Below are 22,186 nucleotides of genomic sequence, written 5' to 3'. Positions count from 1 at the left end.
GTGAGTCTGGGACAACACTCCCTCTGCAGATGGTGGGACCGATGGGGACCTTTACCGCCGCCAGGTTTGCCACGTTCCTGGCGCTCGCCGCCGTCGCCGTAGCGCTCGTCCTGGGACCTCCCGCGACCGGAGCGGCGGCGGCACCGATTGCGGCGATCGCCACGGGCACCACCACCGCCGTAGTCCGCACCGGCACCACGCCTACCGACGTCGTCGTCGTGGACCGGGCAGGCGTCCTGGACCTCGCCACGCTCCTGCCGGCGGTCCGGGGAATCGAGTTCTACCAGCCCACCAAGGTCGCGGTGTACACCTACAACGGCACCGCCTCGGACAACCTGAACGAGGAGGTGCTGCGCTACGCCCGGGCGGAACACCCGGACTGGATCAGCCCCGACGGACAGAAGTGGGCGGACGGGCTGTTCATCTTCGCGCTCGACCCGGTGGGCCGCCACGTCGGCACCTACATGGGTGAGGACCGGAAGGTCTCCCCCGGAGCGCGGACGGACATCCAGGACGCCTCCAAGGACCTGCTCCGCGACGCGCAGTGGACGGACGGGACCATCGCCGGGATCCGCCGTGGCGCGGAACTGATCAACCAGCCCTGGTACCGCAGCACCGCGTTCCTCGTCACGGCGTGGATCGGCGCGGGACTCGCCGCCGCCGGGGCCGCCGCCTGGCTCCTGGTCCGCTGGCGCACCCGGGTGGGGTGCCGCCGGGAGACCGCAAAGGGCGACGCCGCCTACGCCCGGGTGAGCATGGACCTGCCGGTCACCGAACTCAACGCCGGCACCATCCCCGCCTCCTCCCGCTACGGCGGCACGGTCCTGGAGAAGCACCGCAGTTTCCTCAGCCGGTACGACGCCGCGACGGCGCTCTCCACCCGGGTCCACGCCCTCACCCGACGGCAGCAGGGGAAACGCTCGTCCCTGGCGCTGGCCCGGCAGTTCGCGGACGCCGCCGCGGAACTGGACGCCCTGGATGACGTCATCTCGGACGCGAACGCGCTGCTGAACCGGAGCCCGCTCTGGCCCACCGCCTGGGACCGCCAACTCGCGCCCTTCAGGCGGGATCTGGCCGGCATCGAGGACCTCCTCCGCAAGAGCCACGGTGCGGGCGACTCGGCCACCGCCGCCGCGCTACGGTCCTTCCGCGACCGCAGCCAAAGCGACATGGAGGGCTGGACCGCGGACCTCGCGGGCGGCGCCCTCGGCCCAGAGGACGCGCTGGACAGGCTCCGGGACGCCCGCACGGAACTGACCGAACTGTTGAACCGGCACGCGGAGACCGTGATCGAAGGATTCGCCCGCACCGAACGGGAGGCGCGGCTGATGCGCCGGGAGATGGAGGAGGCACGGTCCGGCAGCGGCGGCAGGAAGCGGCCCGGCTACGAGCCCAGCATCCTCGGCACGGTCTACCCGTCCGCCTATTTCTTCTCGGTTCCCGCGTTCTCCTCCGGCTTCACCACCGGCGTGACCAGTATCAATTCGGCCCGGGGCGGGACCACGGGGTACGGCGTCGGCGGGGGCAGCTTTTCGGGCTCCGGCAGCTCGTCCGGCTTCTAGGAAAACCGTATCGACAACCCCTGCTCAAGCGAGGATCGTAGGCGTTGTCCGTAGTTTCCGTTCCAAACCGAAAGAGGCAGAGCAATGCCTGCTGTCGCTGTTTCCCAGTTGCAGGTGAAGTCCCACAACACACCGGACGAGAAGCGCCGCCCGGACAAGACCGAGGTGGATATCGTCACCCTCGACGACTACACGATCGGCCGTTTCACGTTCCAGCCCGGCTGGCGCTGGTCCGACTGCATCAAGCCGGTGGTCCACACCGAGATGTGCCAGCTCAGCCACGTCGGCTTCTGCGTCTCCGGCAGGCTCACCGTCGAGACCACCGACGGCAACCGGGTGGAGATCGCCGGCGGCCACTCCTACACCATCCCGCCGGGGCACGACGCGTGGGTCGAGGGCGGGGACGCGTTCGTGGGGATTGAATTCGTCAGTGCCGCGGGCTTTGCGAAGCCCGGCGGATAGGACGGATCCTTGCGGAAAATCATCCTGTCCTTCCAGGTCTCCCTCGACGGCTTCATGGAGGGCCCGCACGCGGACATCAGCTGGCACCGGGTGGATGCCGAACTGCATGAGCACTTCAACGACCAGCTGCGCACCATGGGCGCGTTCCTGGACGGCCGGGTCACCTATGAGCTGATGGCCGGGTACTGGCCGACGGCGGACCAGGACCCTGACTGCCCTCCCGCCGTCGCGGACTTCGCCGCCATCTGGCGGGAGATGCCCAAGTACGTCTACTCCCGCACGCTGCCGGAGGCCGGCTGGAACACCACGGTGGTGCGCGAGGTCGACGCCGGGCAGGTGCGGGCGCTCAAGGCCGCCCCCGGCGGCGACCTGGCCCTCGGCGGGGCGGAGCTGGCCGACTCCTTCCGCCGGCTCGGGCTGATCGACGAGTTCTGGATCTACGTCCACCCGGTGCTGGTGGGCCGCGGAACGCCGCTGTTCAAGGCCGCAGACTCCCCCACCGGCCTGACGCTGCTTGAGAGCCGGGCGTTCGGCAACGGCGTGGTCCTCCTGCGGTACGCGGCCGACAACGACGCGGCAGACAGCGTAACCGCAGACGACGAAACCTCAGACAACGAAACCGGCGCCCGGCAGCCGTGAGGGCTGCCGGACGCCGGTCCGGTACTGCTGAACGCGCGGGTTAGGCTCCGGCGCGGACGAAGGTCACGCTGCCGGTGGCGGTCAGCCAGGACAGCGGGTGCACGATCGTCTGGTTGGAGCCGTTCATGCCGCCGCTGATCGCCTGGCCGTTGCCGGCGTAGATGGCGACGTGGCCGGACTGGACGATCATGTCGCCCGGCTGCGGGTCGGAGACGACCTTGCCGTAGTTGAGGAACTGCTGCGGGCCGAGGTCGCCCACCGGGATGCCTGCGGCGCCGAGCGCCTTCTCCACCATCGCGGTGCAGTCCTGCGTGATGCCGATTTGGCTGTACGCGGCGGAAAGCATGGCGGCGTTGACGCCACCGGCGGGGGGCGGCGGCCGGAGCCGGCGCCGGGGCTGCGGCCTGGACGGTCACCTTCGCCACCGGGGCGGCCGGGGCCTGGGCCACGGGGGCCTTGGCCACCGCGGGCGCGGCGGCAGGGGCCGGAGCCGGAGCCGGGGCCTCGACGACGGGCGCCGGGGTGGTGGCGACGGCCGGGCGGTCGAAGCTGATCTGAACGGCAGAGTCGGCGGTCACCGGGGCGGAAACCTTGCCGGCGACGTCGGCGTGCGAGACGGGTGCGGATTCCCGTTCGGCGGGGACGTTGCCGGCGGCGTTGGCCGCCATGCCGCTGGTCAGGACCAGGCCGGAGGCGGCGAGGACGACGGCAGCCTGCCGGCCCACGGTGCCGGTCGCCGCGGCGAAGGCGGCACCCCGACCGGTGGTTGCGGTGGTGCCGGGGCGCGCGTCAGTAGAGCGTGAAGTCATAATGTACCTCTCCCAAAGCCTGCGAGGTGAGCTGTCGGATTCGGATGGGAGACACCCGGCCGCGGGTCCGTCTGGGCGGACACTGCGCGGCTTCACCCCAAGACCCGCCCGTGGGCAGGTCGCGATTGGTTTCCCCGTCTCTGCCAGCTGGTTGCGAGGATGCCCTGGACCGCGGCAGAGTTAGGCAATCGGTCCGGGGGCGCCCGTCTCGGAAACCAACGGGCACCTCTCCACGGTAACGGCCATCCTCCCGAATGTCACATTAAGGTAACGGCGGAGGCGTCCCGGCGGGGCTACGATGATCCCACCATGTCCCGAGCGGAGGGTCCGATGAATCTCCATTGTGTCGCGATCTGCCAGCTGAGCGATCAGCCGCAGGAAGACTTCGACGTGAACACCGAGCTGCTGGTTCTCGAGGGGAAGGAGATCCACGTCGCCACCTGGGACGCCGAGCCGCGCGACGGCGGTTTCGACCTGCACGTACTAAACGACAGGGTGGACGCGCTGGGCTTCATGGTGGTGACGGACTGGGAGTTCCTGGACGGCAAGGCCTACGCCGTCGTCGAGCGCCGGCCCGCCTGAGACCCGCCGCTTCGCGCGGCCACCATCCCTAGGTTTCGCCGCCCGCTTCCCGTTCGACGCGCTCGACGGCGGCCCTCACGATCTCCGCCGCCCCGCCGTCGGGGCCGCCATACGCAGTGCCGTTGGCCAGGGCCGCACGGCGCCGGAACCGCGCCCAGTCCCCCTCGCGCTTGCGGAGTTCCCGCAGCGGAGCCAGCAGGGCAGCGCGGCGCAGCCAGGGGTCGGGGTCGCGGAGCCACCGGTCCAGGACGGCCTCGGCGCGGGACCGGGCCTGCCCGTCGAGCCCGACGATGAGCGGCCCCACGACGTCAACCGCCAGCGGGTCCGCGAGGTCGGGCAGGTGCGCGCCGCGGAGGAAGCCCTCGATCCGGGTCAGGTCCGAATTGTCCAGGTGCCGCAGGGCCGACTGCAGGAGCACGACGGCGGCCAGGCGGCGCTCGAACACGGGCACGGCCCACAGTTCCGAACTGAGCGCGGTGAGACCGTCCCGGTCCAGCTCCCGATGCCGGCGGAGCGCGTCCCGGACGGTGCCCCGGACCGCGCCAACGGAGGCACCGTAAATCGAGAGCCCGAGCCCGAAGCGGTCCTGATCGGCCTCGGCGCGCTGCCAGGAACTCTCGCGCTGCAGGGTCGCGTCTATGAAGTCACCGGCCTCGCTCACCGTCCCATTCTTCCGCACCGGCCGTGAGCCCGCGTCCGGCTAGTGGTCCGGGCTGCGGTACTCCATCAGGACGGTGTCCCGCCACTGCCCGGCGAGCGGCCCGTAGGACATCAGGCCGATCCGGCGCCGGGTGCCCACCACGGTGAATCCCAGGCGTTCGTGCAGGGCCAGGGAGGCGGTGTTCTCCGGGAAGACGGTCGACTGGATGGTCCAGATGCCGGCCTCTTCGCAGCGGCCGATGAGCGACGCGAGGAGCCGCCCACCGTGGCCGCGGCCCCGGGCGGCGGCGGCGAGGTAGAGCGAGTGTTCCACCACGCCGCGGTAGACGGGACGGGTGGACACCGGGGAGACGGCGGCCCAGCCGAGCACGGCGCCGTCGTCCTCCAGCACCAGACGGACGTTCGGGAGGCGTCCGGCGTCGAAGCTCTCCCAGGACGGCGGCTCCGCCTCGAAGGTCGCGTGGCCGGTGGCGATGCCCTCGGCCCAGATATCCCGGACGGCGGGCCAGTCGGCGGGTGTCAGGTCCCTGATCCGGAGGGCCGCCCCGGCGCTCATCCGGCGTCCGCTTCGCCGCTGCGCCCGTGCAGCAATCCCGTGGGAAAACCGAGGAGGACCGGCTCCGGTGCGGTGCAGCAGCCGCCTCCTGCCCCGGCTGGCGCCGGAGTCCCGGCTGCGGCGGGCGTATCGCAGCTGCTGCCGATGTCCGTGGAGCAAACTCCGGTCTCCGGCAGCTCCAGGTGGACGGTGTCCGCCGCCTCCAGGTCACCTGCCAGCGCGGCGGCCACGGAACGCACCTGCTCGTAGCCGGTGGCGAGCAGGAAGGTCGGGGCGCGGCCATAGGACTTCATGCCCACGATGTAGAAGTCTTCCTCCGGGTGCGCCAGCATCCGCGCCCCGTGCGGTTCCACGGTGCCGCAGGAGTGAAACTCCGGGTCGATCAGCGGCGCGAGCTGCCGCGGCGCCTCCACGCCCGGGTCGAGGTCCAGCCGGAGCTCGCGCAGAATCTCAATGTCGGGCCGGAATCCGGTGGCGGGGACGACGACGTCGGCTGTCAGCGTGCGTCCGTCGGTGGCGGTGAGTGTGACCATGGTGCCGTCGGCGGAGATGGCGGCGGTCCCGAACCGGGTGTGCAACTGCACGGTCCCGTCCTTGACGAGCCCACGGAGCCGGCTGCCGAGCAGGCCCCGGGCGGCGAGTCCGTCGGCGTCGCCGCCGCCATAAACCTTGGCCGCGGAGGCGCCGCGGACGGCCCAGAGGATCCGGGTGCCGGGCTCTTGGGCCGCCAGGTCGGCAAGATTGATCAGGGTGTTGGCGGCGGAGTGTCCGGCCCCGACCACGACGGCGGTGCGGCCCGCGAAGGTTTCACGGTCGCGGCCCAGCACGTCCGGCAGCGGCGCGGAGATCCGGGCAGAGGCGGCCCCCTCGCCGCGGGCCGGCAGGCCGGAGGTACCCAGCGGATTGCGGGTACTCCATGTGCCGGAGGCATCGATAACGGCGGCGGCCCGCACCTCGCGGGTTCCGCCCCCGGCCTCCTCGACCCGGAGCAGGAACGGCGTTCCGGCGCGGTTCCGGCTGTGCGTCTTGTCCAGGCCCTCCCGGGTGACGGCGGTAACGCGGGAGCCGGTGTGCAGGCGGCCGGCGATCTCAGGCAGCGCGGCCAGCGGTTCCAGGTACCGCTCAATGAGGTCCCCGCCGGTGGGCAGGCCCGAGGGCTTCGGCGCCTCCCAGCCGGAGGCGGCGAGCAGCCGGGCGGCCGCGGCGTCGATGTTGTACTGCCACGGCGAGAACAGCCGAATGTGGCGCCACTGCCGGATGGCGTCCGCCGGGGCTTCGCCGGCCTCGAAAATCACGGGTTCGAGGCCGCGCTCCAGCAGGTGCGCCGCGGCGGCGAGTCCTACGGGACCGGCGCCAATGATGGCAACGGGAAGGGATCCGGTGGCGGCCATGGTCAGGCCTCCTTTAGGGACGCAATGAGTGCCTCGATGCGGGCCTTAATCTCGTCGCGGATAGGCCGGACCGACTCCACGCCCTTGCCGGCAGGGTCGGCGAGTTCCCAGTCCTCGTAACGCTTGCCGGGGAAGATCGGGCAGGTGTCGCCGCAGCCCATGGTGATGACGACGTCGGATTCCTTGACGGCCTCGGTGGTGAGGACCTTGGGGATCTCGGCCGACATGTCGATGCCGACCTCGGCCATGGCCTCGACGGCGGCGGGGTTGACCTTGTCCGCCGGCGCGGACCCGGCGGACCGGACCTCGATGGCGCCGTTGGAGAAGGTGGTGAGGAAGGCGGCCGCCATCTGCGAGCGGCCGGCGTTGTGTACGCAGACGAACAGGACGGAGGGTTTCTTGGCGGTTTCGGTGCTCATGGGATCTCCTGAAGATTCTTGAGGTCAGACGGAAGGCGTAGCGGGGGCGAAGAAGCGCTTGCGGGCCCAGAGGGCGGCGTAGACAAGTGCCACCAGGGCGGGAACTTCGATCAGGGGCCCGACGACGCCGGCCAGCGCCTGCCCGGACGTGACGCCGAAGGTCCCGATCGCCACGGCGATGGCGAGTTCGAAGTTGTTGCCCGCGGCGGTGAACGCCAAAGTGGTGGTTTTTGCGTAGCCCAGGCCGAGGCCCTTGCCGATGGCCATCCCGGCGCCGAATACCACCAGGAAGTAGACCAGCAGCGGCACGGCAATCCGGAGCACGTCCAGCGGCCGGGAGGTAATGGTGCCGCCCTGGAGGGCGAACAGCAGGGTGATGGTGAAGAGCAGGCCGTAGAGCGCCCAGGGGCCGAGCTTGGGCAGGAACGTCCCCTCGTACCAGTCACGGCCGCGGGCGCGTTCGCCGATGGTCCGGGTGAGGAACCCTGCCAGCAGCGGGATACCGAGGAACACCAGCACGGAACCGGTGATGGCCCAGAAGGAGAAGTCGGCGCTGGTGGTGGGCAGGCCCAGCCAGGACGGCAGGAGCTGGAGGTAGAACCAGCCCAGCGCGCCGAAGGCGATGACTTGGAAAACCGAGTTGATGGCCACCAGCACGGCCGCGGCTTCCCGGTCACCACAGGCGAGGTCGTTCCAGATCATCACCATGGCAATGCACCGGGCCAGGCCCACGATGATCAGGCCGGTACGGTATTCGGGCAGGTCCGGAATGAAGATCCAGGCCAAGGCGAACATGAACGCCGGCGCCAGGATCCAGTTGAGCACCAGGGACGTGACCATGAGCTTCCGATCGCCGATGACGCGGTGCGCCTGGTCGTAGCGGACCTTCGCCAGTACCGGGTACATCATCACCAGCAGGCCGACGGCGATCGGCAGCGAAACTTCACCGACCTTCACGGCGTCAAGCACGGTGTTCAGGCCCGGGATGGCGCTTCCCAGCAGCAGGCCCAGGGCCATCGCGGCGACGATCCACACGGGCAGGAACCTGTCCAGGGTGGAAAGCCTGCCGACGACGGCGGCCTCACCTTCGCGGGTGGGCGATGGGTCAGTCTGGGTGCTCACGGGGCTCCTGGTGAGTGAAGGGATGCGCGATAGAGATCGAAACTTGTCGATATGAAGTATCGGCGGCTATATCGACGAATGTCAATCTATGGGCATAATGAGGGCATGACCTCGCTGGACATTCTTGATCAGGCCTCCGCCGGGAGCTGCTGCACGCCCTCCGCCACGCCGGCCCTGGCGCCGGAGGAGGCCCGGCGCAGGGCATCGGTTTTCAAGGCGCTCGCCGATCCGAACCGGCTGCGGCTGCTTTCGATCGTCAAGGGCTCCGACGGGGGCGAAGCCTGCGTCTGCGACCTGACCGAACCGCTCGGCCTGAGCCAGCCCACCGTTTCCCACCACCTGAAAATCCTGGTCGATGCAGGCCTCCTGCACCGTGAGAAGCGGGGCACATGGGCCTATTATTCTCTTGTCCCGGGGGCGATCGCCGGAACCGCCGGACTCGTCGAATCCCTCTAGGGACACACCGCCGGGAGACCGGGCTTCGGAACCACCCGCCAGTCTTGTGAAAAATACCCCTAGGGGTATTATTGGAGGGCGGGTATCCGTCCGGAGCTCCGGCACCACAACTTTTGAGGAGAACACCATGTGCAGTCCCGTTCGATGCAACACCTGCGGAAAGATCACCTGGGCCGGCTGCGGCGAGCACGTCGACTCCGTGATGGCCAACGTTCCCGCTGAACAGCGCTGCACCTGCAAGTGACCACCCGGCCGGCACGGGAGCACCCTCCGCGGCAGGCGTCGCAGCGGAAGGTGCTCTCCGTGCTGGTGGGCGGCCAGGTCCTCGGCGGCATCGGCATGGGCGCCACCCTGTCCCTGGGATCGCTGCTCGCGCCCCAGCTGTCCGGGTCCCCGGCCTGGGCCGGCACTGCCGCGACCATGAGCACCCTCGGCGCCGCCCTGGCCGCCATCCCGCTCTCCCGTCTGGCCCTGGCGCGCGGCCGAAGGGTTTCCCTCTCCACCGGCGCCCTGATCGCCTGCCTCGGCGCCGCCACGGCCATCAGCTCCGCGGCACTCGGCATCTTCCCGCTGCTGTTGCTGGGCCTGATGCTGCTGGGCTCGGGCTCGGCCGTCAACCTCCAGGCCCGGTTCGCGGCCACCGACCTCGCCACCACGGGCACCCGCGCCCGCGACCTGTCCGTCGTCGTCTGGTCCACCACCGTCGGCGCCGTCCTCGGCCCCAACCTCTTCGGCCCCGGTGAGGCGGTGGGTGCCGCCCTCGGCCTGCCGCCCATGACCGGCGCCTTCGCCTTCTCCGTCGCCGGCCAGCTGGCAGCCGCGGCCGTCTACCTCACCGGGCTGCGGCCCGACCCGCTCCTGCAATCCCTCCGCGCCGGCGCCCGCTCCGAGGCTCCGGAGCCCCCGCAGACCGGGCGCCAGATCCTCCGACGGAACACCCGCGCCCGGTACGCCGTCGCCGTCGTCGCCCTCAGCCACGCCACCATGGTGGCGCTGATGTCCATGACGCCCATCCACCTCCGCGAGCACGGCGCCAGCCTGACCATTGTGGGCTTCACCATCAGCCTGCACATCGCCGGAATGTATGCACTCTCCCCCGTCTTCGGCTGGCTCGCGGATCGCGCCGGCCGCCTGCCCGTGGTCCTGGCGGGGCAGACGACCCTGCTGGCCTCGTTGCTGATCGCCGGCCTCTTCTCCGACTCGCAGGCCGGCGTCACGGTCAGCCTGATCCTGCTGGGCCTGGGCTGGTCCGCCTCCGTGGTGGCCGGCTCCGCGATGGTGGCCGAATCCGTGGCCGGCCAGGACCGGCCGGCTTTGCAGGGCATTTCGGACCTGAGCATGAACGCCGCCGGCGCCCTGGGCGGTGCGCTGGCCGGACCCGTCCTGACCGCGGCGGGTTACTCCGGCCTGGGCTTCCTGGCCATGGTGCTGGTGGCGATCGTTCTGGCCTGGACCGGGCTGAGGGCCCGCACGGACCGCACCGCTGCCCCGGCGGTGCGGTAGCGTCGTTCCCAGGCCAGCCGCAACCCGCGGCCGCACGCAAGGGAGCACCGATGCCAGACGCCACCACCCCTCCGCAGCGCTCCGGCCCCGCCGGCAGCGCCCGACCCGTCCGCTGGGGCATCCTCGGGACCGGCCTCATCGCCGGGCTGCAGACCTCGGACCTGGTCGAACACGGCTTCAGCGTCCAGGCCGTCGGCTCCCGCGCCGCGGATACCGCCCGGGAGTTCGCGGACCGCTTCGGCCTGGCCACGGCGCACTCCAGCTACGAGGCGCTGGCCAGCGACCCCGAGGTCGACGTCGTCTACGTCTCCTCGCCGCACCCGTTCCACTACGAGCACGCGATGCTGGCCCTCGATGCCGGCAAGCACGTCCTGGTCGAAAAGCCGTTCGCCATGAACGCCCGGCAGGCCCGGCACCTCACCGAGGCGGCGGCGTCCAAGGGGCTGGTGGCGCTGGAGGCGATGTGGACGCGCTATCTGCCGCACATGGTCCGGATCCGGGACCTGATCGGCTCCGGCGCGCTCGGGGAGGTCCGGACCCTGCTTGCGGACCACACCCAGAACCTGCCCAAGGATCCGGCCCACCGGCTCAACGACCCTGCCCTCGGCGGCGGGGCCCTGCTGGACCTGGGGATCTACCCGGTGTCCTTTGCCTTCGACGTGCTGGGGGTGCCGGAGCGGATCCAGGCCTCGGCCAGCATGACCGCAACCGGGGTAGACCGGCAGACCGCCATGATCTTCGACTATGACCGGGGGCAGCAGGCCGTCCTGCACTGCGCCCTGGACACCGCGGGGCCCAACCGCGCCGCGGTCCTGGGCACTGGCGGCCGGATCGAGGTCGACCCGGTCTGGTACACGCCCACGGGCTTTAGCCGCTACGACGACGCCGGCACGCTGGTGGAGCGCTTCGAGGAACCGGTCACGGGGCGGGGCATGCAGTACCAGGCGTGGGAGATGGAGCGCCTGATCGCTGCCGGCGCTACCGGAAACGAGATCCTCCCGCCGGTGGAAACCGTGGGCATCATGGCGGCCCTGGACTCGGTGCGGGAGCGGATCGGCCTCCGTTACGCCGCCGACGGCGACTAGGACCGGGTCACCCCGCGGGCGGACGCGGCCTCGGAGCCGGTTGCAGGAACCGCCGGGGCCGCCGGTCAGCCCCGGAGGGAGAGCTTCCCCCGGGCCAGGCTGTCCGCGGAGTGGGCCGGATCGCCGTCGTAGGGTTCGTCGGAAACATCCAGCACCGGGTACGCCGTCAGGTCCAGCCCGCCGGGAACGACGAAGGCCTGGCTCCCCTGCCCTAGGACGCCCAGGCTGACCATCCTGGACAGGTCCGCGGAGCCCAGCCATACCTCGCGGTAACCCGTGAGCTGCTGCTGCGGGAGGGTGACCACCACCTGCCGGGTACCGTCCGGCAACTGCTCCACCAGGGCACGGCCGCGGGCGGAGTGTCCGCCCAGCGGCGTCAGGACGGCCTCACCGATCACGGCCGCCGCGGGTCCGGTGCCCGGCGCCGGAGCAGTGCTGGGAACGGGACCGGCGGCCGGCGGGGTGGACTGGCCGAGGACACTCCAGGCTGTCCACGCACCGGCGGCACCGAGCAGGATCCCGGCCGCCGCGCCAAGGAGCCATGGGGAACGGCGGGGCAGCCGGCCAGCGGACCCGGTCCGCGGCGGATCCTCAGGTGGCGTCGCCACGGGCCGCCGACCCCCTGACGGCCGCAACGGCGCCGGGTCGTCGTCCGGCCGGTCGTCGGTCATCGGGTCGGCCGCCAGCGGGTCGGGGGCGAGCGGGTCGGGGGCGAGCGCCGGCGCCAGGCCCAGCGTCGCGCGGATCGCGGTCCAGTTGTGTCCGCCCGGTGCCACCAGCTCCGCCCCCGCGGGGTCCACCCTCGCCGCGGCGACGGTCCGCCGGAACCCCTCCAGGAGGTCCCGGCATTCCCCGCAGCCGGCCAGGTGGCTGGTTCCAGCAGCGGTAGTGTCGCGCTCGCCAAGAGCCAGCAGGGCCAGAACATCCTCGTCACAATGCGCCATGTTCCACCTCCAGCCGGGAACGCAGGCGGGCCAGGCTGCGGCGGATGTGGCTCTTGACCGTGCCGAGCGGAAGATTCAGCCGGGACGAGATCTGGTCGTGGGTCAGGTCCTCGTAGAAAGCCAGGCGCATGATCCGGGCCTGCGGGTCGCCCAGGCGGTCCAGTTCATCCTCCAGCGTGAGCCGGTCCGCGAGCGCCTCAGCCGTGGGCTTGCCGGCGGCATCGGCCGGTACCGGCACCAGGTGCAGGGCTGCCTGTTCGAGGTCGCGGCGGTGGGCCCGGGCCGAGAGCGCGTCGTAAATCTTGTTCCGCGTAATCCCAACCAGCCAGGCAGGCAACCGGGCAGTCTCGGGGCGGTAGCTGGTCCTGGACTTCCACGCGCGGATGAAAACCTCCTGGGTGACGTCGTCTGCGGCGCCGTGCTCGCACAGTGCCCTGAGCGCGAGCGTGTGGATCAGGGGTGCGAGCAGGCGGTAGGCCTCGGCCAGGGCCCACTCCTCCCCCTGCGCGAAGGCATGGTCGATGCTGGCGTCCCATTCGCGTACGACAGCCTCCACCGTGTGCCTTTCGAGCGACAGTGAGACCGTGGAACGTCATTATTCCCACTCGGCGGAGGCGCTGCAATGGTCTAAGGTCCGGGCGGACCGCAGCATGCGGCCGCCCGGACCCGGACGGGCCGCGCCTATTCGTGGTTCTGGGACTTCACCACCTGGACCGCCAGGGCAAGGTTCTTGTCCGCCAGGCTTCCCCAGGCATAGACGATGGTGTTCTCACCGGCGGTGACCGTGACGGGCGCCGGTCCAATCAGCGCCTCGGTGCTGCCGGCGGCGGCCACGGACGCCTCCACCGTTCCGGCATCAAGGGTGAGCTTCTTCTGATCGGGGTTCTCAAGGCCCTCGATCACGGCGGCTCCCCCGGCCAGAACGTCGACGGCCGGCGCCGCGGCCACGTGCCGGACCGTCAGCTTGCCCTTGCCCTCCGGAGCGGGTTTCGTATCGTTGCGGAACAGCGTGGCCGTAGGCTCGCCGTCGGCGTTCAGGTGGGCGACGGCGGTGTAGTCGCGGCCGGCCTTGAGGTCGACCTTGACCGGACCGATCACGGGATTGTCCGCACTGGTGGCATCCGCTCCCGTGATCGCGATCTTATGGTCGCCCGCTTTCACATCCAGCGGCCCTGCCAGCGTGCCGGGGGTGAAATTATCCAGCGTGAGCTTGCCGTCCACCCAGACGTCCACGGTCAGGCCCGGGACCCCGTGAAGGACCGAGAGCTTAGCCGTGCCGGGATCGGGGCAATAGCCGCCCGCCTGGGCAGGTGCGGCGAAGGCAAGGCTCCCCAGCAGAGCCACGGCACCGACTGCTGCGGAGAGTGATTTCTTATACATGTGGAGCTCCTCATTGAGGCCCGGGGTCGGGCGGGTGATGCGCTGACACCCTTACTACCGGCCGAGGGAGCCGCCCGGATGCACCCGCAGCGGACTTTTTTCCGCACGTGGGGCCCAAACGCGGCACGGCCCGGCGGATGAGACCGCCGGGCCGCGCCGGGAGGATTCGAGATACCTCTCGGCGGAGGGTCAGCCCACCTTGCCGGAGAGGGCCACCAGCACGCCCGCCGTGGCGAAGTATTTATTGCTGCCCAGATCCTTGAGCGTCTTGATGCCCATGCCGGCCAGCAGTTCGTCGTGCTTTTCCGTCAGGCCGGCGAGGGCCGACGGCGGTGCCGCCAAAACTTCATCCAGCGTGGCATTCTCGTATGCCTTATCGAGGGCCTTGCCCAATTCGATGGAAACTGCCATGGTCATTTCCTTTCATCGGTGGAGTGGAAAAATCGGTGGGAACTGCGCCGCGTCAGGGCCGGCGGTCGGCCTGCAACGCGTCGCGGATTTCGGTGAGCAGGGCGATTTGCGGGTCTTCGGCCGCCTCGTCCTTAACGTCCGGGTGAATGCCGAGGCGCCGGTTGCGGCGTTCGATCATCTTGTTCATGGGGACGACGATGATGAAGTAGATAGCGGCCGCCACCAGGAGGAAATTCACGATGGCGGTGAGGAGGACGCCAAATTTAATGTCGTTGCCGTTGAGGGTGACGACGGCGAAACTATCGAAATTCGGCGAGCCAACGAGGGCCGCGATGAAGGGCATCAGGACGCTTTGGACGAGGGCAGTGACCACCGCGCCAAAGGCTGCGCCAATCACGACCGCGACGGCAAGGTCCACGACATTGCCCTTGAGAATGAAATTCTTGAATCCGGTCAACATGTTTACCAACATACTCTCCGGAAATACACCTGCGGATACCTTGAGGTAAATTTCCGGAGTTATTTTTAACCGGAGCGGAAATCACCGCTTGGGTGCACGGACCCGCTTCCGGTCGAGAATCAGCGACGCCGCGATACCCAGCATCCAGATGTCCTTGGCCAGACCGGTGCCCTGCTGCGTGGGCCGGATCCCGTCCGCCTCGGTCATCCCCGGCGTCTTCAGGTACATGGTGAAGAGGGAACCGGAGAAGGCGGCCAGGCCCAGGCCCGCCAGCCGGCTCGGGATGAACGGGGCCAGCAACGCCGCACCGAGCGACATCTCCGCGTAGCTCAGCATCTTCCCGAACGTCACCGGGTCCATGCTGGCGACGGGGGGAAGCGCCCGGGCGGCCATGGCCTGGACGCCGGCGGCGCTCTCGGCGTCGAGGTTCCGTTTACCCCAGCCCGAGTTGAGGATGAAGGCTCCGGTGGTCAGGCGCAGTGGAAGATGACTCAGTCTCATGGCGGTCCCCTTGGCTGTGTGGTGGTGGGTGGTGCCGGATACGCACGAGCCTAGTGACCCCCGGCCCGCCACCGCCAGACCCCGGCGCTGATCGCTGGGCCGGGTGCCCCTCCCCTCCCGCGCCGTGTTCTGTCAGCATGGGAGCGGCACCGGGGCCCGCGGCCCCGGAACCGCGCATTCGGCGGTCCATCCAATCAAGAGCGGAGGAAGCATGGCAGGAGACGGAAACTTCAGAATCGTGGTGGGGGTGGACGGCTCCCCTCAGTCGCAGGCGGCGCTGGACTGGGCCGTCGAGGAGGCCGGCCTGCGCTCGGGAGAGGTGCTGGCGATCGCCGCCTGGCACTATCCCTACGTCAGCGACGCGCTCGGTCAGGCCTGGGATTACGAGGTGTTCCAGCGCGACGCCGAGACCATCCTGGAGTCGGAACTGGCCCGGGCCGGGAACCGGGGCGTGGCGTTGACCGGCCGGGCGGTGCAGGGCAACCCTGCGTCCGCCCTCATCGAAGCCTCCCGGGACGCCGACCTCGTGGCCGTCGGGTCCCGCGGGCACGGCGGATTCACCGGAATGCTGCTGGGCTCGGTGTCCTCGCAGACGGTCCACCACGCCCACTGCCCGGTACTGGTGATCCGCGAACCCGGCGCCAATTAGGACCCCGGGTTAGGCTCGAAACCGCCGTCGAGGGCATGGTTTAGGGTGGTGCCATGCCCAGCCGCATCGCAGGAATAGCGCTCGACGCCGCCAACCCCGGACTCCTCGCCGCCTTCTGGTGCGCCGTGCTGGACTGGGAGGTGGTGCCCGAGGACAGCGACGGCGACGAGCTGGTGAGCATCGCCGCGCGGGACCGCACCGGACCCAGCATGGACATCATCGCCGTGCCGGAATCCAAGGCCGGCAAGAACCGGCTGCACCTGGACCTGCGCGCGGACGTCTCCGCCACCGCCACGGAACTGCGGCGCCTCCTCGATCTCGGCGCCACCCGTGCCGACGTCGGCCAGGGTCCGGACGTCAGCTGGGTGGTCCTGGCCGACCCGGAGGGCAACGAATTCTGCCTGCTCTCCCGCACGGTGCAGGACGTCCTGCGGGACGACGAGCAGGCCCGGCAGCAGACGCAGTCCTAGCCGCGTCCACCACCGGGCACCGCCGGCTCCACCTCAGTAGCGGTAGAAGCCCTCGCCCGTTGCGACGCCCAGCTTGCCGTGGTCGATGTAGTTCTCCTTCAGGTAGCGGGCGAAGGCCTGCGACCCGGCGTCGGGCGCGTGCGAGGAGATGTTGTACGCCGTCGTGAGGCCGACGACGTCGAAGATCTGGAAGGGCCCGCTGGGGGCGCCGGTGGCGATCCGCCACGTCTTGTCGATGGTCTGCGGGTCCGCGACGCCCTGCAGCAGGAGGCCAGCGGCGGCGTTTAGCAGCGGCACCAGCAGCGAGTTCAGTACATACCCGGCCTTCTCCTTCCGGATTTCCACCGGCTCCAGGCCGCTCTCCCGCGCGAAGGCGACGACGGCGTCGAACGACTCGGGGCTGGTCTCCGCGGTGCCCATGACCTCGGCGATGTTCTGCGCCCAGATGTTGTTGGCATAGTGCAGGGCCAGGAAGCGGTCCGGCCGGCCGGTGGCTTCCTTGAGGTCGCTCGGCAGCAGGGTGGAGGAGTTGGTGGCGAAGATGGTCCGCTCCGGGGCCAGGGTCGCGAGGGAGCGGTACACCTCCCGTTTGAGGTCCAGCACCTCGGGCACCGCCTCGATCACCAGGTCCGCGTCGGCTGCGGCCTCGCCCAGGTCCGAGGTGAGCCGCAGCCGGGTGAGGGCCTCTTCAGCCTTCCCGTCAGCGGCGCCGGGCACCTGGCTGCGGTAGATCGCGGCGAGTCGGTCGAAGCGCCCGCGTGCCGTGGCGAGGGTGTCGTCGTCGACGTCGTAGGCGGTGACGGCGAACCCGTGGAAGGCGGCCTGGTAGGCGATCTGTGAGCCGAGCACGCCGGTGCCGAGGACCGTCAGGTTGTGGATCGGGGCCATGCGGGTACTTCCTTTCCGTCCGGCTACGCGCCGGGGTTGGTGGTGCCGTAGATACTGCGGATCCAGATGGTGGACAGGACATCCAGGGCGCGGGACTCCTCGAGTGCCGGGGTTTCCCGGTTGAGCACGGCGGTGATGACCCGCTCGTTCATCAGGTTGAGGCTGACGGCCAGGTCGTGGGGATCGGCTCCGCCCGGCGCCGCGCCGCGGGCCTGTTCGGCGGCGATGACGTCGCTGGAGAAGTCCACCCAGGACTGCATGGACCGGGACCAGAGCGCGCGGACCTCCTCGTTCCGTGCGCGGGCGGCGATGGCGGCCGTGGCGACGCCGCGGTGGGCGGTGAACACGTCGACGAAGACGCCGATCGAGCGGGTCCAGGCGGCCACCGCGTCCCGGCCGAAGTCCCGCGGCAGGGCCCCCACCCGGTGCTCCACCTCGGTGATGACCCGGTCCAGGAGCGCCAGCAGCACGGCGTCCTTGGAGGGGAAATAGAAGTAGAAGGTGGGCCGGGAGATGCCGGCGCCGCGGGCCAGGTCCTCAATGGAGACGTCGTCGAAGGACCGCTCGGCGAGCAGCGCCTCGGCGGTGATGAGGATTGCGTCCTGGCGCTCGTCACCCGAAATCCTGGCGCTTCGCCTGCCTCGTTCAGCCATGCGCCCATCGTAGCGCCTCTTCTCAACACGCTGTTGACTCATTCGACACCGAGTCGATAACTTGGCCGTATGAGCGAACACGTGGATGTGTTGATTGTTGGAGCGGGCCTGAGCGGCATCGGTTTTGCCAGCCGGTTGAAGCGCGAGCTGCCGGGGAAGAGTTTCGCGGTGCTGGAGTCCCGCGGGGCGGTCGGGGGGACCTGGGATCTCTTCCGCTACCCGGGCATCCGCTCGGACAGCGACATGTACACCCTCGGCTACTCGTTCCGCCCCTGGGAGGGCGCCAAGGCGATCGCGGACGGGGATTCCATCCGCGACTACATTCGGTCCACGGTTGCCGAGGAGGGGCTTGAGCCGGCGATCCGGCTCAACACCCGGGTGGTCTCCGCCGACTGGTCCAGTGAGACCGCGCAGTGGACGGTCACCGTGGTCCGGACCGGCGACGGCGAATACCGGCACGGCGCGGCGGCGCAGGAAGAAAACGACGGCTCCCCGGACGAGGGCGCCGGGCGGCAGACCCTGACGTGTTCTTTCCTCTCGGTCTGCTCCGGCTACTACCGCTACGACGAGGGTTTCAGCCCGGCCATCGAGGGCGCGGAAGACTTCGCCGGCACCATCGTGCACCCGCAGCACTGGCCCGCAGACCTGGACTACACCGGCAAGCAGGTGGTGGTGGTCGGGAGCGGCGCCACGGCCGTGACCCTGGTGCCGTCCATGGCGAAGACGGCAGCACGGGTCACCATGCTGCAGCGCTCCCCCACCTACATTGCCCCGGTTCCGGCCCGGGACCACCTGGCCGACCGGCTGCGCGGCAAGCTGCCCGCCCAGCTGGCCTACGACGTCGTGCGCGTGAAAAACATCCTGTTCTCGATGTTCACCTACCAGCTGAGCCGGCGGCGCCCGGAGACCATGAAGGCCATCCTGCGGAAGTCGGCGGTGGCCAAGCTGCCGTCCGGGTTCGCCGTGGACACGCACCTGGCGCCGACGTACCAGCCGTGGGACCAGCGGGTCTGCGCCATCCCCAATGGCGACCTGTACCGCGCCATCAGCGCCGGCACCGCTGATATCGTCACGGACCGGATCGCCCGGATCACCGCGGAGGGCATCGAGCTGGGATCCGGCGGTTTCCTGCCGGCAGACGTGATCGTCACGGCCACCGGGCTGAACCTGCTGGTGATCGGCGGCATGTCGCTGACGGTCGACGGGGAGCCCGTGGACGTGGGCCGGACGCTGACCTATAAGGGCATGATGCTCGACGGCGTTCCCAACTTTGCACTGACCATCGGCTACACCAACGCCTCCTGGACCCTGAAGGCGGACCTGGTGGCCGGCTACGTGGTCCGGCTGCTAAAGCACATGGACCGGCGGGGCCGGCAGTGGGTCGCTCCGGCCGCCCCGGCCGAGGTTTCCCAGGGTGAGCTGACGTCGCTGATCGATCTGAAGGCCGGGTACATCTTCCGCGGCGCGGACCTGTTGCCGCGCCAGGGTGCCGGCTCGCCGTGGCGGCTGCACCAGAATTACTTCCGCGACTTCGCCCTGCTGCGCGCCGGCCGGTTGACCGACCGGGTCCGCTTCGGACGCCGCGGCCAGCGTGTCCGCACCGGGGCGCCGGCCGCCCCGGCGCGCAAGGATCCGCTGGAACTGCCGGGCACCGGCTACGTCCAGGTGGGCGGCACGCGGCTGCGCTACCGGAAGACCGGCAGCGGCAGCCCGGTGCTGCTGCTGCACGGGATCGGGCAGAGCCTGGAGGACTGGAACGAACAGCATGAACTGCTGGCCGGACGGCACACCGTGTACAGCATCGACCTGCCGGGCTTCGCCTACTCGGAGCGGCTGCCCGGCACGGCGACGCTGGCCCGGCTCGCCGACATCCTGCCCGGCTTCCTCGACGCCGTCGGGGTGCGGGAGCCGCTGCCGGTCATGGGCAACTCACTCGGGGGCGCCGTCGCCATGAAACTGGCGGCGGACCACCCGGAGCGGGTCTCGGCCCTGGTGCTGGCCAACAGTGCCGGGTTTGGCAAGGAGGTCACCCTGGTGCTGCGGCTGCTGGCGCTGCGGCCCGTGGCCGCACTGCTGATGCGCCCGGCGGAAGCGGCCTCCCTACGGACGGTGCAGTCGCTGTTCTACGACAAGTCGCTGGTGACGCGGGACCGGGTGGCGCACGCCCTGGCCCTGTCCCGGCGCGCCTCGCACCGAAAGACACTGGTGGATGTCGCCCGGGACCTCGGGACCATCGCCGGCGTCCGCGCGGAGTGGCGGAGCGAGCTGCTCGCCGCCCTGGGGCACCGGGACGTTCCGGCGCTGGTGGTCTGGGGCGACCACGACCACATCCTGCCTTTCAACCACCTGGAGGCGGCGCTCGCGGCCCTCCCGGGGGCGGAATCGCACATCTTCACCAACACCGGCCACATGCCCCAGATCGAGCGGCCGGACGAATTCGCCGCCGTGGTGGAGGACTTCCTCGACCGACGCGCCGGGACCGCCCCCGCAACGGAGGCGGAGGCGGAACTGCAGGCGGACCCCGCCTAGGTCAGGGTCCAGGACCGCTTCGACAGCCCGAACCAGAAGCCGTCGATCGCGGTCTTCGCGTTGAGGTCACCGGATTCGTAGGCGGCACCCAGCGCCACGTAGAGCGGTGCCCAGTGCTCGCTGCGCGGGTGCGCCTCGCGGGCCGCCGGGGCCTTGTGCAGGAAGTCCAGGATGGAGTCGACGTCGCCCCGGGCCATGGCCTCCTCGGCCCAGTGGTCGAATTCGCGGGAGACCGACGGCGGCGTGCTGTCGGGGCCGCCGGCGGGGTTGAACCAGCGCAGGTTGTGGGTGGTGAACCCGGAGCCGACAATCAGGGTGCCGCGGTCGCGCAGCGGGGCCAGGGACCGGCCCAGGGTGAACAGGCCTTCCGGATCCAGGGTGGGCATGGACATCTGCACCACCGGGACGTCCGCCTCGGGGAACATCTCCTTCAGCGGCACGTACGCGCCGTGGTCGAGGCCGCGGCTCTCGTCCCGGTCCACGTGGTGGCCGTGGTCCGCCACCAGCTTGGCCACCTCGGCGGCCAGCTCCGGGGCCTGCGGCGCGTCGTAGGTGACCTCGTAGTACTTCTGGGCGAACCCGCCGAAGTCGTAGACCAGGCCAGGGTTGCGGGTGGTGGCACTGAGCGTGACCGGGGCATTCTCCCAATGAGCGGAAATCATCAGGACGTCCTTGGGCTTCGCGAAGGTGCCGGACCAGTCACTGAGTTCCCGGGTCCAGGTGGCGTCATCCGCGAGCGGCGGGGCGCCGTGACTGAGGAAGAGGACGGGTGCGCGGTCAGCTGTCGATGTCATGCCTCCAGTTTATGAGTTTTTAGTTGAAGTTTCAAGTGTTGTTTAGAATCCTTTGCGGCAGACTGGTCGCGTGACCGGAAACCCCTGGGTGCTGCACGTAGACCTGGACCAGTTCATCGCCGCCGTCGAGGTCCTGCGGCGGCCCGAGTTGGCCGGCAGGCCGGTGATCGTCGGCGGCCGCGGCGACCCCGCCGAGCGCGCGGTGGTCTCCACGGCGTCCTACGAGGCCCGCGTCTTCGGCGTCGGCTCCGGGATGCCGCTGCGGGTCGCCGCCCGCAAGGTGCCCGACGCCGTCATCCTCCCCGTCGACAAGGACGTCTACCTGGCAGCCTCCGAAACGGTGATGGCGGTGGTGCGGGACCAGCCCGGCGCCACCGTGCAGGTTCTCGGCTGGGACGAGGCATTCGTCGGCATCACGACGGCCGACCCGGAGGCCTACGCCCGGGGAATCCAGGCCGCGGTGCTGGCGGAAACCCGGCTGCACTGCAGCGTGGGCATCGGCGACACGCTGGTCCGGGCCAAGGTGGCCACCGGCTTCGGCAAACCGGCGGGCATCTTCCGGCTCACCGCGGAGAACTGGCTGGAGGTCATGGGTGCCAGGCCCACCCGGGAGCTGTGGGGCATCGGCGCCAAGGTCTCCGCCCGGCTGGCCGCGCCGGGCATCACCACCGTGTCCGAACTGGCCGCGGCGGACCCCGCCGCCCTGGTCCCGGAGTTCGGACCCAAGATGGGCCCCTGGTATGCGGAGCTTGGCCGCGGCGACGGGTCCGCCACCGTGGACAGCACCCCCTGGGTAGCGCGCGGGCACAGCCGGGAGACCACCTTCCAGCAGGACCTCACCAGCCCCAGCCAGGTCGAATCCGCGCTGCGGGAGCTGGTGACCCAGGTCCTGGGCGACGTCGCCGCCGAGGGCCGGCCCGTCGTCGGACTCGCTCTCAAGGTCCGCTACGCGCCGTTCACCACCAAAACCCTGGCCCGCAAGATTCCCCAGACCTCCGACGGCGCGGACATCCTGGCCCGCACTCTGGCCATCGCCGCGGAAATCGACCCCGGGCGGCCCATCCGGCTGCTGGGGTTGCGGGCCGAGATGACCATGCCCGACGATGCGCGGCAGGGACACACTCCTACCCGCGGAGGCTGGTGAGGACGGCCGGCGCGGTACCTGCTTTTGCCACGGCACTGCTTGGAAATTACGTGTTTACAGCCCACGGAGGCGGCCGTAGGGTGCTCGGTTAACAAGGGTTTAGACAACCTTGGGAAG

The 22,186-nt window shown here is 70.1% G+C and carries 25 protein-coding genes, 1 pseudogene and 1 riboswitch; of the genes and pseudogenes, 11 read left to right on the top strand and 15 right to left on the bottom strand.

Features of this window, described 5'->3' with window-relative positions; genetic code table 11:
- Positions 1–41: 41 nt before the first annotated feature.
- From ABC337_RS16110 to ABC337_RS16100, 3 genes are all read left to right on the top strand, one after another.
- Positions 42–1,562 (top strand): DUF5129 domain-containing protein, encoded by a 1,521-nt coding sequence (locus ABC337_RS16110; protein ID WP_412883097.1) that lies wholly within the window; start codon positions 42–44, stop codon positions 1,560–1,562.
- 84 nt (positions 1,563–1,646) lie between these two features.
- Positions 1,647–2,024, top strand: coding sequence for a cupin domain-containing protein (locus ABC337_RS16105; RefSeq protein WP_412883098.1), 378 nt, complete (start codon positions 1,647–1,649; stop codon positions 2,022–2,024).
- A 9-nt stretch (positions 2,025–2,033) separates the two neighbouring features.
- The gene (locus ABC337_RS16100; protein WP_412883099.1) at positions 2,034–2,663 is read left to right on the top strand and encodes a dihydrofolate reductase family protein; all 630 of its coding nucleotides are present in this window, start codon (positions 2,034–2,036) and stop codon (positions 2,661–2,663) included.
- Between the two features lie 40 nt (positions 2,664–2,703).
- On the opposite strand, the pseudogene ABC337_RS16095 reads toward ABC337_RS16100, so the two are convergent.
- Positions 2,704–3,472 (bottom strand): annotated as a pseudogene (locus ABC337_RS16095) (NlpC/P60 family protein).
- Positions 3,473–3,474: 2 nt separating this feature from the next.
- Positions 3,475–3,669: riboswitch (cyclic di-AMP (ydaO/yuaA leader) on the bottom strand.
- A gap of 133 nt (positions 3,670–3,802) precedes the next feature.
- Here ABC337_RS16095 and ABC337_RS16090 point away from each other — a divergent pair.
- Entirely contained in the window at positions 3,803–4,054 is a 252-nt protein-coding gene (locus tag ABC337_RS16090; protein WP_412883100.1) for a hypothetical protein, read from the top strand.
- A gap of 28 nt (positions 4,055–4,082) precedes the next feature.
- Here the strand turns inward: ABC337_RS16090 and ABC337_RS16085 are convergent, their stop codons facing one another.
- The 5 genes from ABC337_RS16085 to arsB are packed head-to-tail and all read right to left on the bottom strand — an operon-like array spanning position 4,083 to position 8,202.
- The gene (locus ABC337_RS16085) at positions 4,083–4,715 is read right to left on the bottom strand and encodes a DNA alkylation repair protein (RefSeq protein WP_412883101.1); all 633 of its coding nucleotides are present in this window, start codon (positions 4,713–4,715) and stop codon (positions 4,083–4,085) included.
- Positions 4,716–4,754: 39 nt separating this feature from the next.
- On the bottom strand, positions 4,755–5,270 hold the full coding sequence (locus tag ABC337_RS16080) for a GNAT family N-acetyltransferase (RefSeq protein ID WP_412883102.1): 516 nt from the start codon (positions 5,268–5,270) through the stop codon (positions 4,755–4,757).
- Positions 5,267–6,661 carry an FAD-dependent oxidoreductase gene (locus ABC337_RS16075; protein WP_412883103.1) on the bottom strand — a complete coding sequence of 465 codons (1,395 nt, stop codon included), beginning with the start codon at positions 6,659–6,661 and terminating at the stop codon, positions 5,267–5,269. Before ABC337_RS16075 ends, ABC337_RS16080 begins: the two co-directional genes overlap by 4 nt.
- 2 nt (positions 6,662–6,663) lie before the next feature.
- Positions 6,664–7,080, bottom strand: a complete 417-nt coding sequence (locus ABC337_RS16070; protein WP_412893290.1) for an arsenate reductase ArsC — start codon at positions 7,078–7,080, stop codon at positions 6,664–6,666.
- Between the two features lie 24 nt (positions 7,081–7,104).
- Entirely contained in the window at positions 7,105–8,202 is a 1,098-nt protein-coding gene (arsB, locus tag ABC337_RS16065; RefSeq protein WP_412883105.1) for an ACR3 family arsenite efflux transporter, read from the bottom strand.
- A gap of 105 nt (positions 8,203–8,307) precedes the next feature.
- Here arsB and ABC337_RS16060 point away from each other — a divergent pair, with 105 nt between their 5' ends.
- The 3 genes from ABC337_RS16060 (at position 8,308) to ABC337_RS16050 (ending at position 11,246) form a co-directional block, all read left to right on the top strand.
- Positions 8,308–8,658: an ArsR/SmtB family transcription factor gene (locus tag ABC337_RS16060; RefSeq protein WP_412883106.1), complete on the top strand. Its 351-nt coding sequence runs from the start codon at positions 8,308–8,310 to the stop codon at positions 8,656–8,658.
- 240 nt (positions 8,659–8,898) lie between these two features.
- A complete protein-coding gene (locus tag ABC337_RS16055; RefSeq protein ID WP_412883107.1) occupies positions 8,899–10,161 on the top strand; it encodes an MFS transporter in 1,263 nt (420 codons plus the stop codon).
- Between the two features lie 50 nt (positions 10,162–10,211).
- Entirely contained in the window at positions 10,212–11,246 is a 1,035-nt protein-coding gene (locus tag ABC337_RS16050; RefSeq protein WP_412883108.1) for a Gfo/Idh/MocA family protein, read from the top strand.
- A 65-nt stretch (positions 11,247–11,311) separates the two neighbouring features.
- Here the strand turns inward: ABC337_RS16050 and ABC337_RS16045 are convergent, their stop codons facing one another.
- The 6 genes from ABC337_RS16045 to ABC337_RS16020 all read right to left on the bottom strand — a co-directional run bounded on the left by ABC337_RS16045 (position 11,312) and on the right by ABC337_RS16020 (position 14,942).
- Complete coding sequence (locus ABC337_RS16045; RefSeq protein WP_412883109.1) at positions 11,312–12,190, bottom strand: anti-sigma factor; 879 nt, start codon at positions 12,188–12,190, stop codon at positions 11,312–11,314.
- Positions 12,177–12,746 (bottom strand): RNA polymerase sigma factor, encoded by a 570-nt coding sequence (locus ABC337_RS16040; protein WP_412883110.1) that lies wholly within the window; start codon positions 12,744–12,746, stop codon positions 12,177–12,179. Before ABC337_RS16040 ends, ABC337_RS16045 begins: the two co-directional genes overlap by 14 nt.
- A 125-nt stretch (positions 12,747–12,871) precedes the next feature.
- Complete coding sequence (locus tag ABC337_RS16035; RefSeq protein WP_412883111.1) at positions 12,872–13,570, bottom strand: DUF4397 domain-containing protein; 699 nt, start codon at positions 13,568–13,570, stop codon at positions 12,872–12,874.
- Between the two features lie 189 nt (positions 13,571–13,759).
- Positions 13,760–13,981, bottom strand: coding sequence for a hypothetical protein (locus tag ABC337_RS16030; RefSeq protein WP_290257666.1), 222 nt, complete (start codon positions 13,979–13,981; stop codon positions 13,760–13,762).
- A 52-nt stretch (positions 13,982–14,033) separates the two neighbouring features.
- Positions 14,034–14,441 (bottom strand): large conductance mechanosensitive channel protein MscL, encoded by a 408-nt coding sequence (gene mscL, locus ABC337_RS16025; protein ID WP_290257665.1) that lies wholly within the window; start codon positions 14,439–14,441, stop codon positions 14,034–14,036.
- Positions 14,442–14,522: 81 nt separating this feature from the next.
- Positions 14,523–14,942, bottom strand: coding sequence for a hypothetical protein (locus ABC337_RS16020; RefSeq protein WP_412883112.1), 420 nt, complete (start codon positions 14,940–14,942; stop codon positions 14,523–14,525).
- 211 nt (positions 14,943–15,153) lie between these two features.
- Here ABC337_RS16020 and ABC337_RS16015 point away from each other — a divergent pair, with 211 nt between their 5' ends.
- Both ABC337_RS16015 and ABC337_RS16010 read left to right on the top strand, forming a co-directional pair.
- Positions 15,154–15,591: a universal stress protein gene (locus ABC337_RS16015; protein ID WP_412883113.1), complete on the top strand. Its 438-nt coding sequence runs from the start codon at positions 15,154–15,156 to the stop codon at positions 15,589–15,591.
- Positions 15,592–15,644: 53 nt separating this feature from the next.
- Complete coding sequence (locus ABC337_RS16010; protein ID WP_412883114.1) at positions 15,645–16,061, top strand: VOC family protein; 417 nt, start codon at positions 15,645–15,647, stop codon at positions 16,059–16,061.
- A 33-nt stretch (positions 16,062–16,094) separates the two neighbouring features.
- On the opposite strand, the gene ABC337_RS16005 is transcribed toward ABC337_RS16010, so the two are convergent.
- Complete coding sequence (locus ABC337_RS16005; RefSeq protein WP_412883115.1) at positions 16,095–16,949, bottom strand: 3-hydroxyacyl-CoA dehydrogenase; 855 nt, start codon at positions 16,947–16,949, stop codon at positions 16,095–16,097.
- Positions 16,950–16,972: 23 nt separating this feature from the next.
- Positions 16,973–17,602, bottom strand: a complete 630-nt coding sequence (locus tag ABC337_RS16000; RefSeq protein WP_412883116.1) for a TetR/AcrR family transcriptional regulator — start codon at positions 17,600–17,602, stop codon at positions 16,973–16,975.
- Positions 17,603–17,671: 69 nt separating this feature from the next.
- Here ABC337_RS16000 and ABC337_RS15995 point away from each other — a divergent pair, with 69 nt between their 5' ends.
- The gene (locus tag ABC337_RS15995) at positions 17,672–20,131 is read left to right on the top strand and encodes an alpha/beta fold hydrolase (RefSeq protein ID WP_412883117.1); all 2,460 of its coding nucleotides are present in this window, start codon (positions 17,672–17,674) and stop codon (positions 20,129–20,131) included.
- Here ABC337_RS15995 and ABC337_RS15990 read toward each other — a convergent pair.
- Complete coding sequence (locus tag ABC337_RS15990) at positions 20,128–20,925, bottom strand: dioxygenase family protein (RefSeq protein WP_412883118.1); 798 nt, start codon at positions 20,923–20,925, stop codon at positions 20,128–20,130. The genes ABC337_RS15995 and ABC337_RS15990 overlap by 4 nt on opposite strands.
- Before the next feature lie 70 nt (positions 20,926–20,995).
- Between ABC337_RS15990 and ABC337_RS15985 the strand changes: the two genes are divergently transcribed.
- Positions 20,996–22,069 (top strand): DNA polymerase IV, encoded by a 1,074-nt coding sequence (locus ABC337_RS15985; protein WP_459562708.1) that lies wholly within the window; start codon positions 20,996–20,998, stop codon positions 22,067–22,069.
- The last annotated feature ends 117 nt before the right edge of the window (positions 22,070–22,186 follow it).

This window comes from Arthrobacter phoenicis (assembly GCF_047238215.1).
GTDB lineage: Bacteria > Actinomycetota > Actinomycetes > Actinomycetales > Micrococcaceae > Arthrobacter.
Note: the sequence above shows the minus strand (reverse complement) of the source record. Positions and strands in the feature narration are given on the sequence as shown.

Excerpts from the sequence above, each read along its gene's own strand:
- ABC337_RS16105 (WP_412883098.1), top strand. The coding sequence starts at position 1,647 with ATGCCTGCTGTCGCTGTTTCCCAGTTGCAGGTGAAGTCCCACAACACA.
- ABC337_RS16020 (WP_412883112.1), bottom strand. The coding sequence starts at position 14,942 with ATGAGACTGAGTCATCTTCCACTGCGCCTGACCACCGGAGCCTTCATC.
- ABC337_RS16015 (WP_412883113.1), top strand. The coding sequence starts at position 15,154 with ATGGCAGGAGACGGAAACTTCAGAATCGTGGTGGGGGTGGACGGCTCC.
- ABC337_RS16090 (WP_412883100.1), top strand. The coding sequence starts at position 3,803 with ATGAATCTCCATTGTGTCGCGATCTGCCAGCTGAGCGATCAGCCGCAG.
- mscL (WP_290257665.1), bottom strand. The coding sequence starts at position 14,441 with ATGTTGACCGGATTCAAGAATTTCATTCTCAAGGGCAATGTCGTGGAC.
- ABC337_RS15990 (WP_412883118.1), bottom strand. The coding sequence starts at position 20,925 with ATGACATCGACAGCTGACCGCGCACCCGTCCTCTTCCTCAGTCACGGC.
- ABC337_RS16060 (WP_412883106.1), top strand. The coding sequence starts at position 8,308 with ATGACCTCGCTGGACATTCTTGATCAGGCCTCCGCCGGGAGCTGCTGC.
- ABC337_RS16050 (WP_412883108.1), top strand. The coding sequence starts at position 10,212 with ATGCCAGACGCCACCACCCCTCCGCAGCGCTCCGGCCCCGCCGGCAGC.
- ABC337_RS16075 (WP_412883103.1), bottom strand. The coding sequence starts at position 6,661 with ATGGCCGCCACCGGATCCCTTCCCGTTGCCATCATTGGCGCCGGTCCC.
- ABC337_RS16030 (WP_290257666.1), bottom strand. The coding sequence starts at position 13,981 with ATGGCAGTTTCCATCGAATTGGGCAAGGCCCTCGATAAGGCATACGAG.
- ABC337_RS16070 (WP_412893290.1), bottom strand. The coding sequence starts at position 7,080 with ATGAGCACCGAAACCGCCAAGAAACCCTCCGTCCTGTTCGTCTGCGTA.
- ABC337_RS15995 (WP_412883117.1), top strand. The coding sequence starts at position 17,672 with ATGAGCGAACACGTGGATGTGTTGATTGTTGGAGCGGGCCTGAGCGGC.
- ABC337_RS16000 (WP_412883116.1), bottom strand. The coding sequence starts at position 17,602 with ATGGCTGAACGAGGCAGGCGAAGCGCCAGGATTTCGGGTGACGAGCGC.
- ABC337_RS16010 (WP_412883114.1), top strand. The coding sequence starts at position 15,645 with ATGCCCAGCCGCATCGCAGGAATAGCGCTCGACGCCGCCAACCCCGGA.
- ABC337_RS16110 (WP_412883097.1), top strand. The coding sequence starts at position 42 with ATGGGGACCTTTACCGCCGCCAGGTTTGCCACGTTCCTGGCGCTCGCC.
- ABC337_RS16080 (WP_412883102.1), bottom strand. The coding sequence starts at position 5,270 with ATGAGCGCCGGGGCGGCCCTCCGGATCAGGGACCTGACACCCGCCGAC.
- ABC337_RS16005 (WP_412883115.1), bottom strand. The coding sequence starts at position 16,949 with ATGGCCCCGATCCACAACCTGACGGTCCTCGGCACCGGCGTGCTCGGC.
- ABC337_RS16045 (WP_412883109.1), bottom strand. The coding sequence starts at position 12,190 with ATGGCGCATTGTGACGAGGATGTTCTGGCCCTGCTGGCTCTTGGCGAG.
- ABC337_RS16035 (WP_412883111.1), bottom strand. The coding sequence starts at position 13,570 with ATGTATAAGAAATCACTCTCCGCAGCAGTCGGTGCCGTGGCTCTGCTG.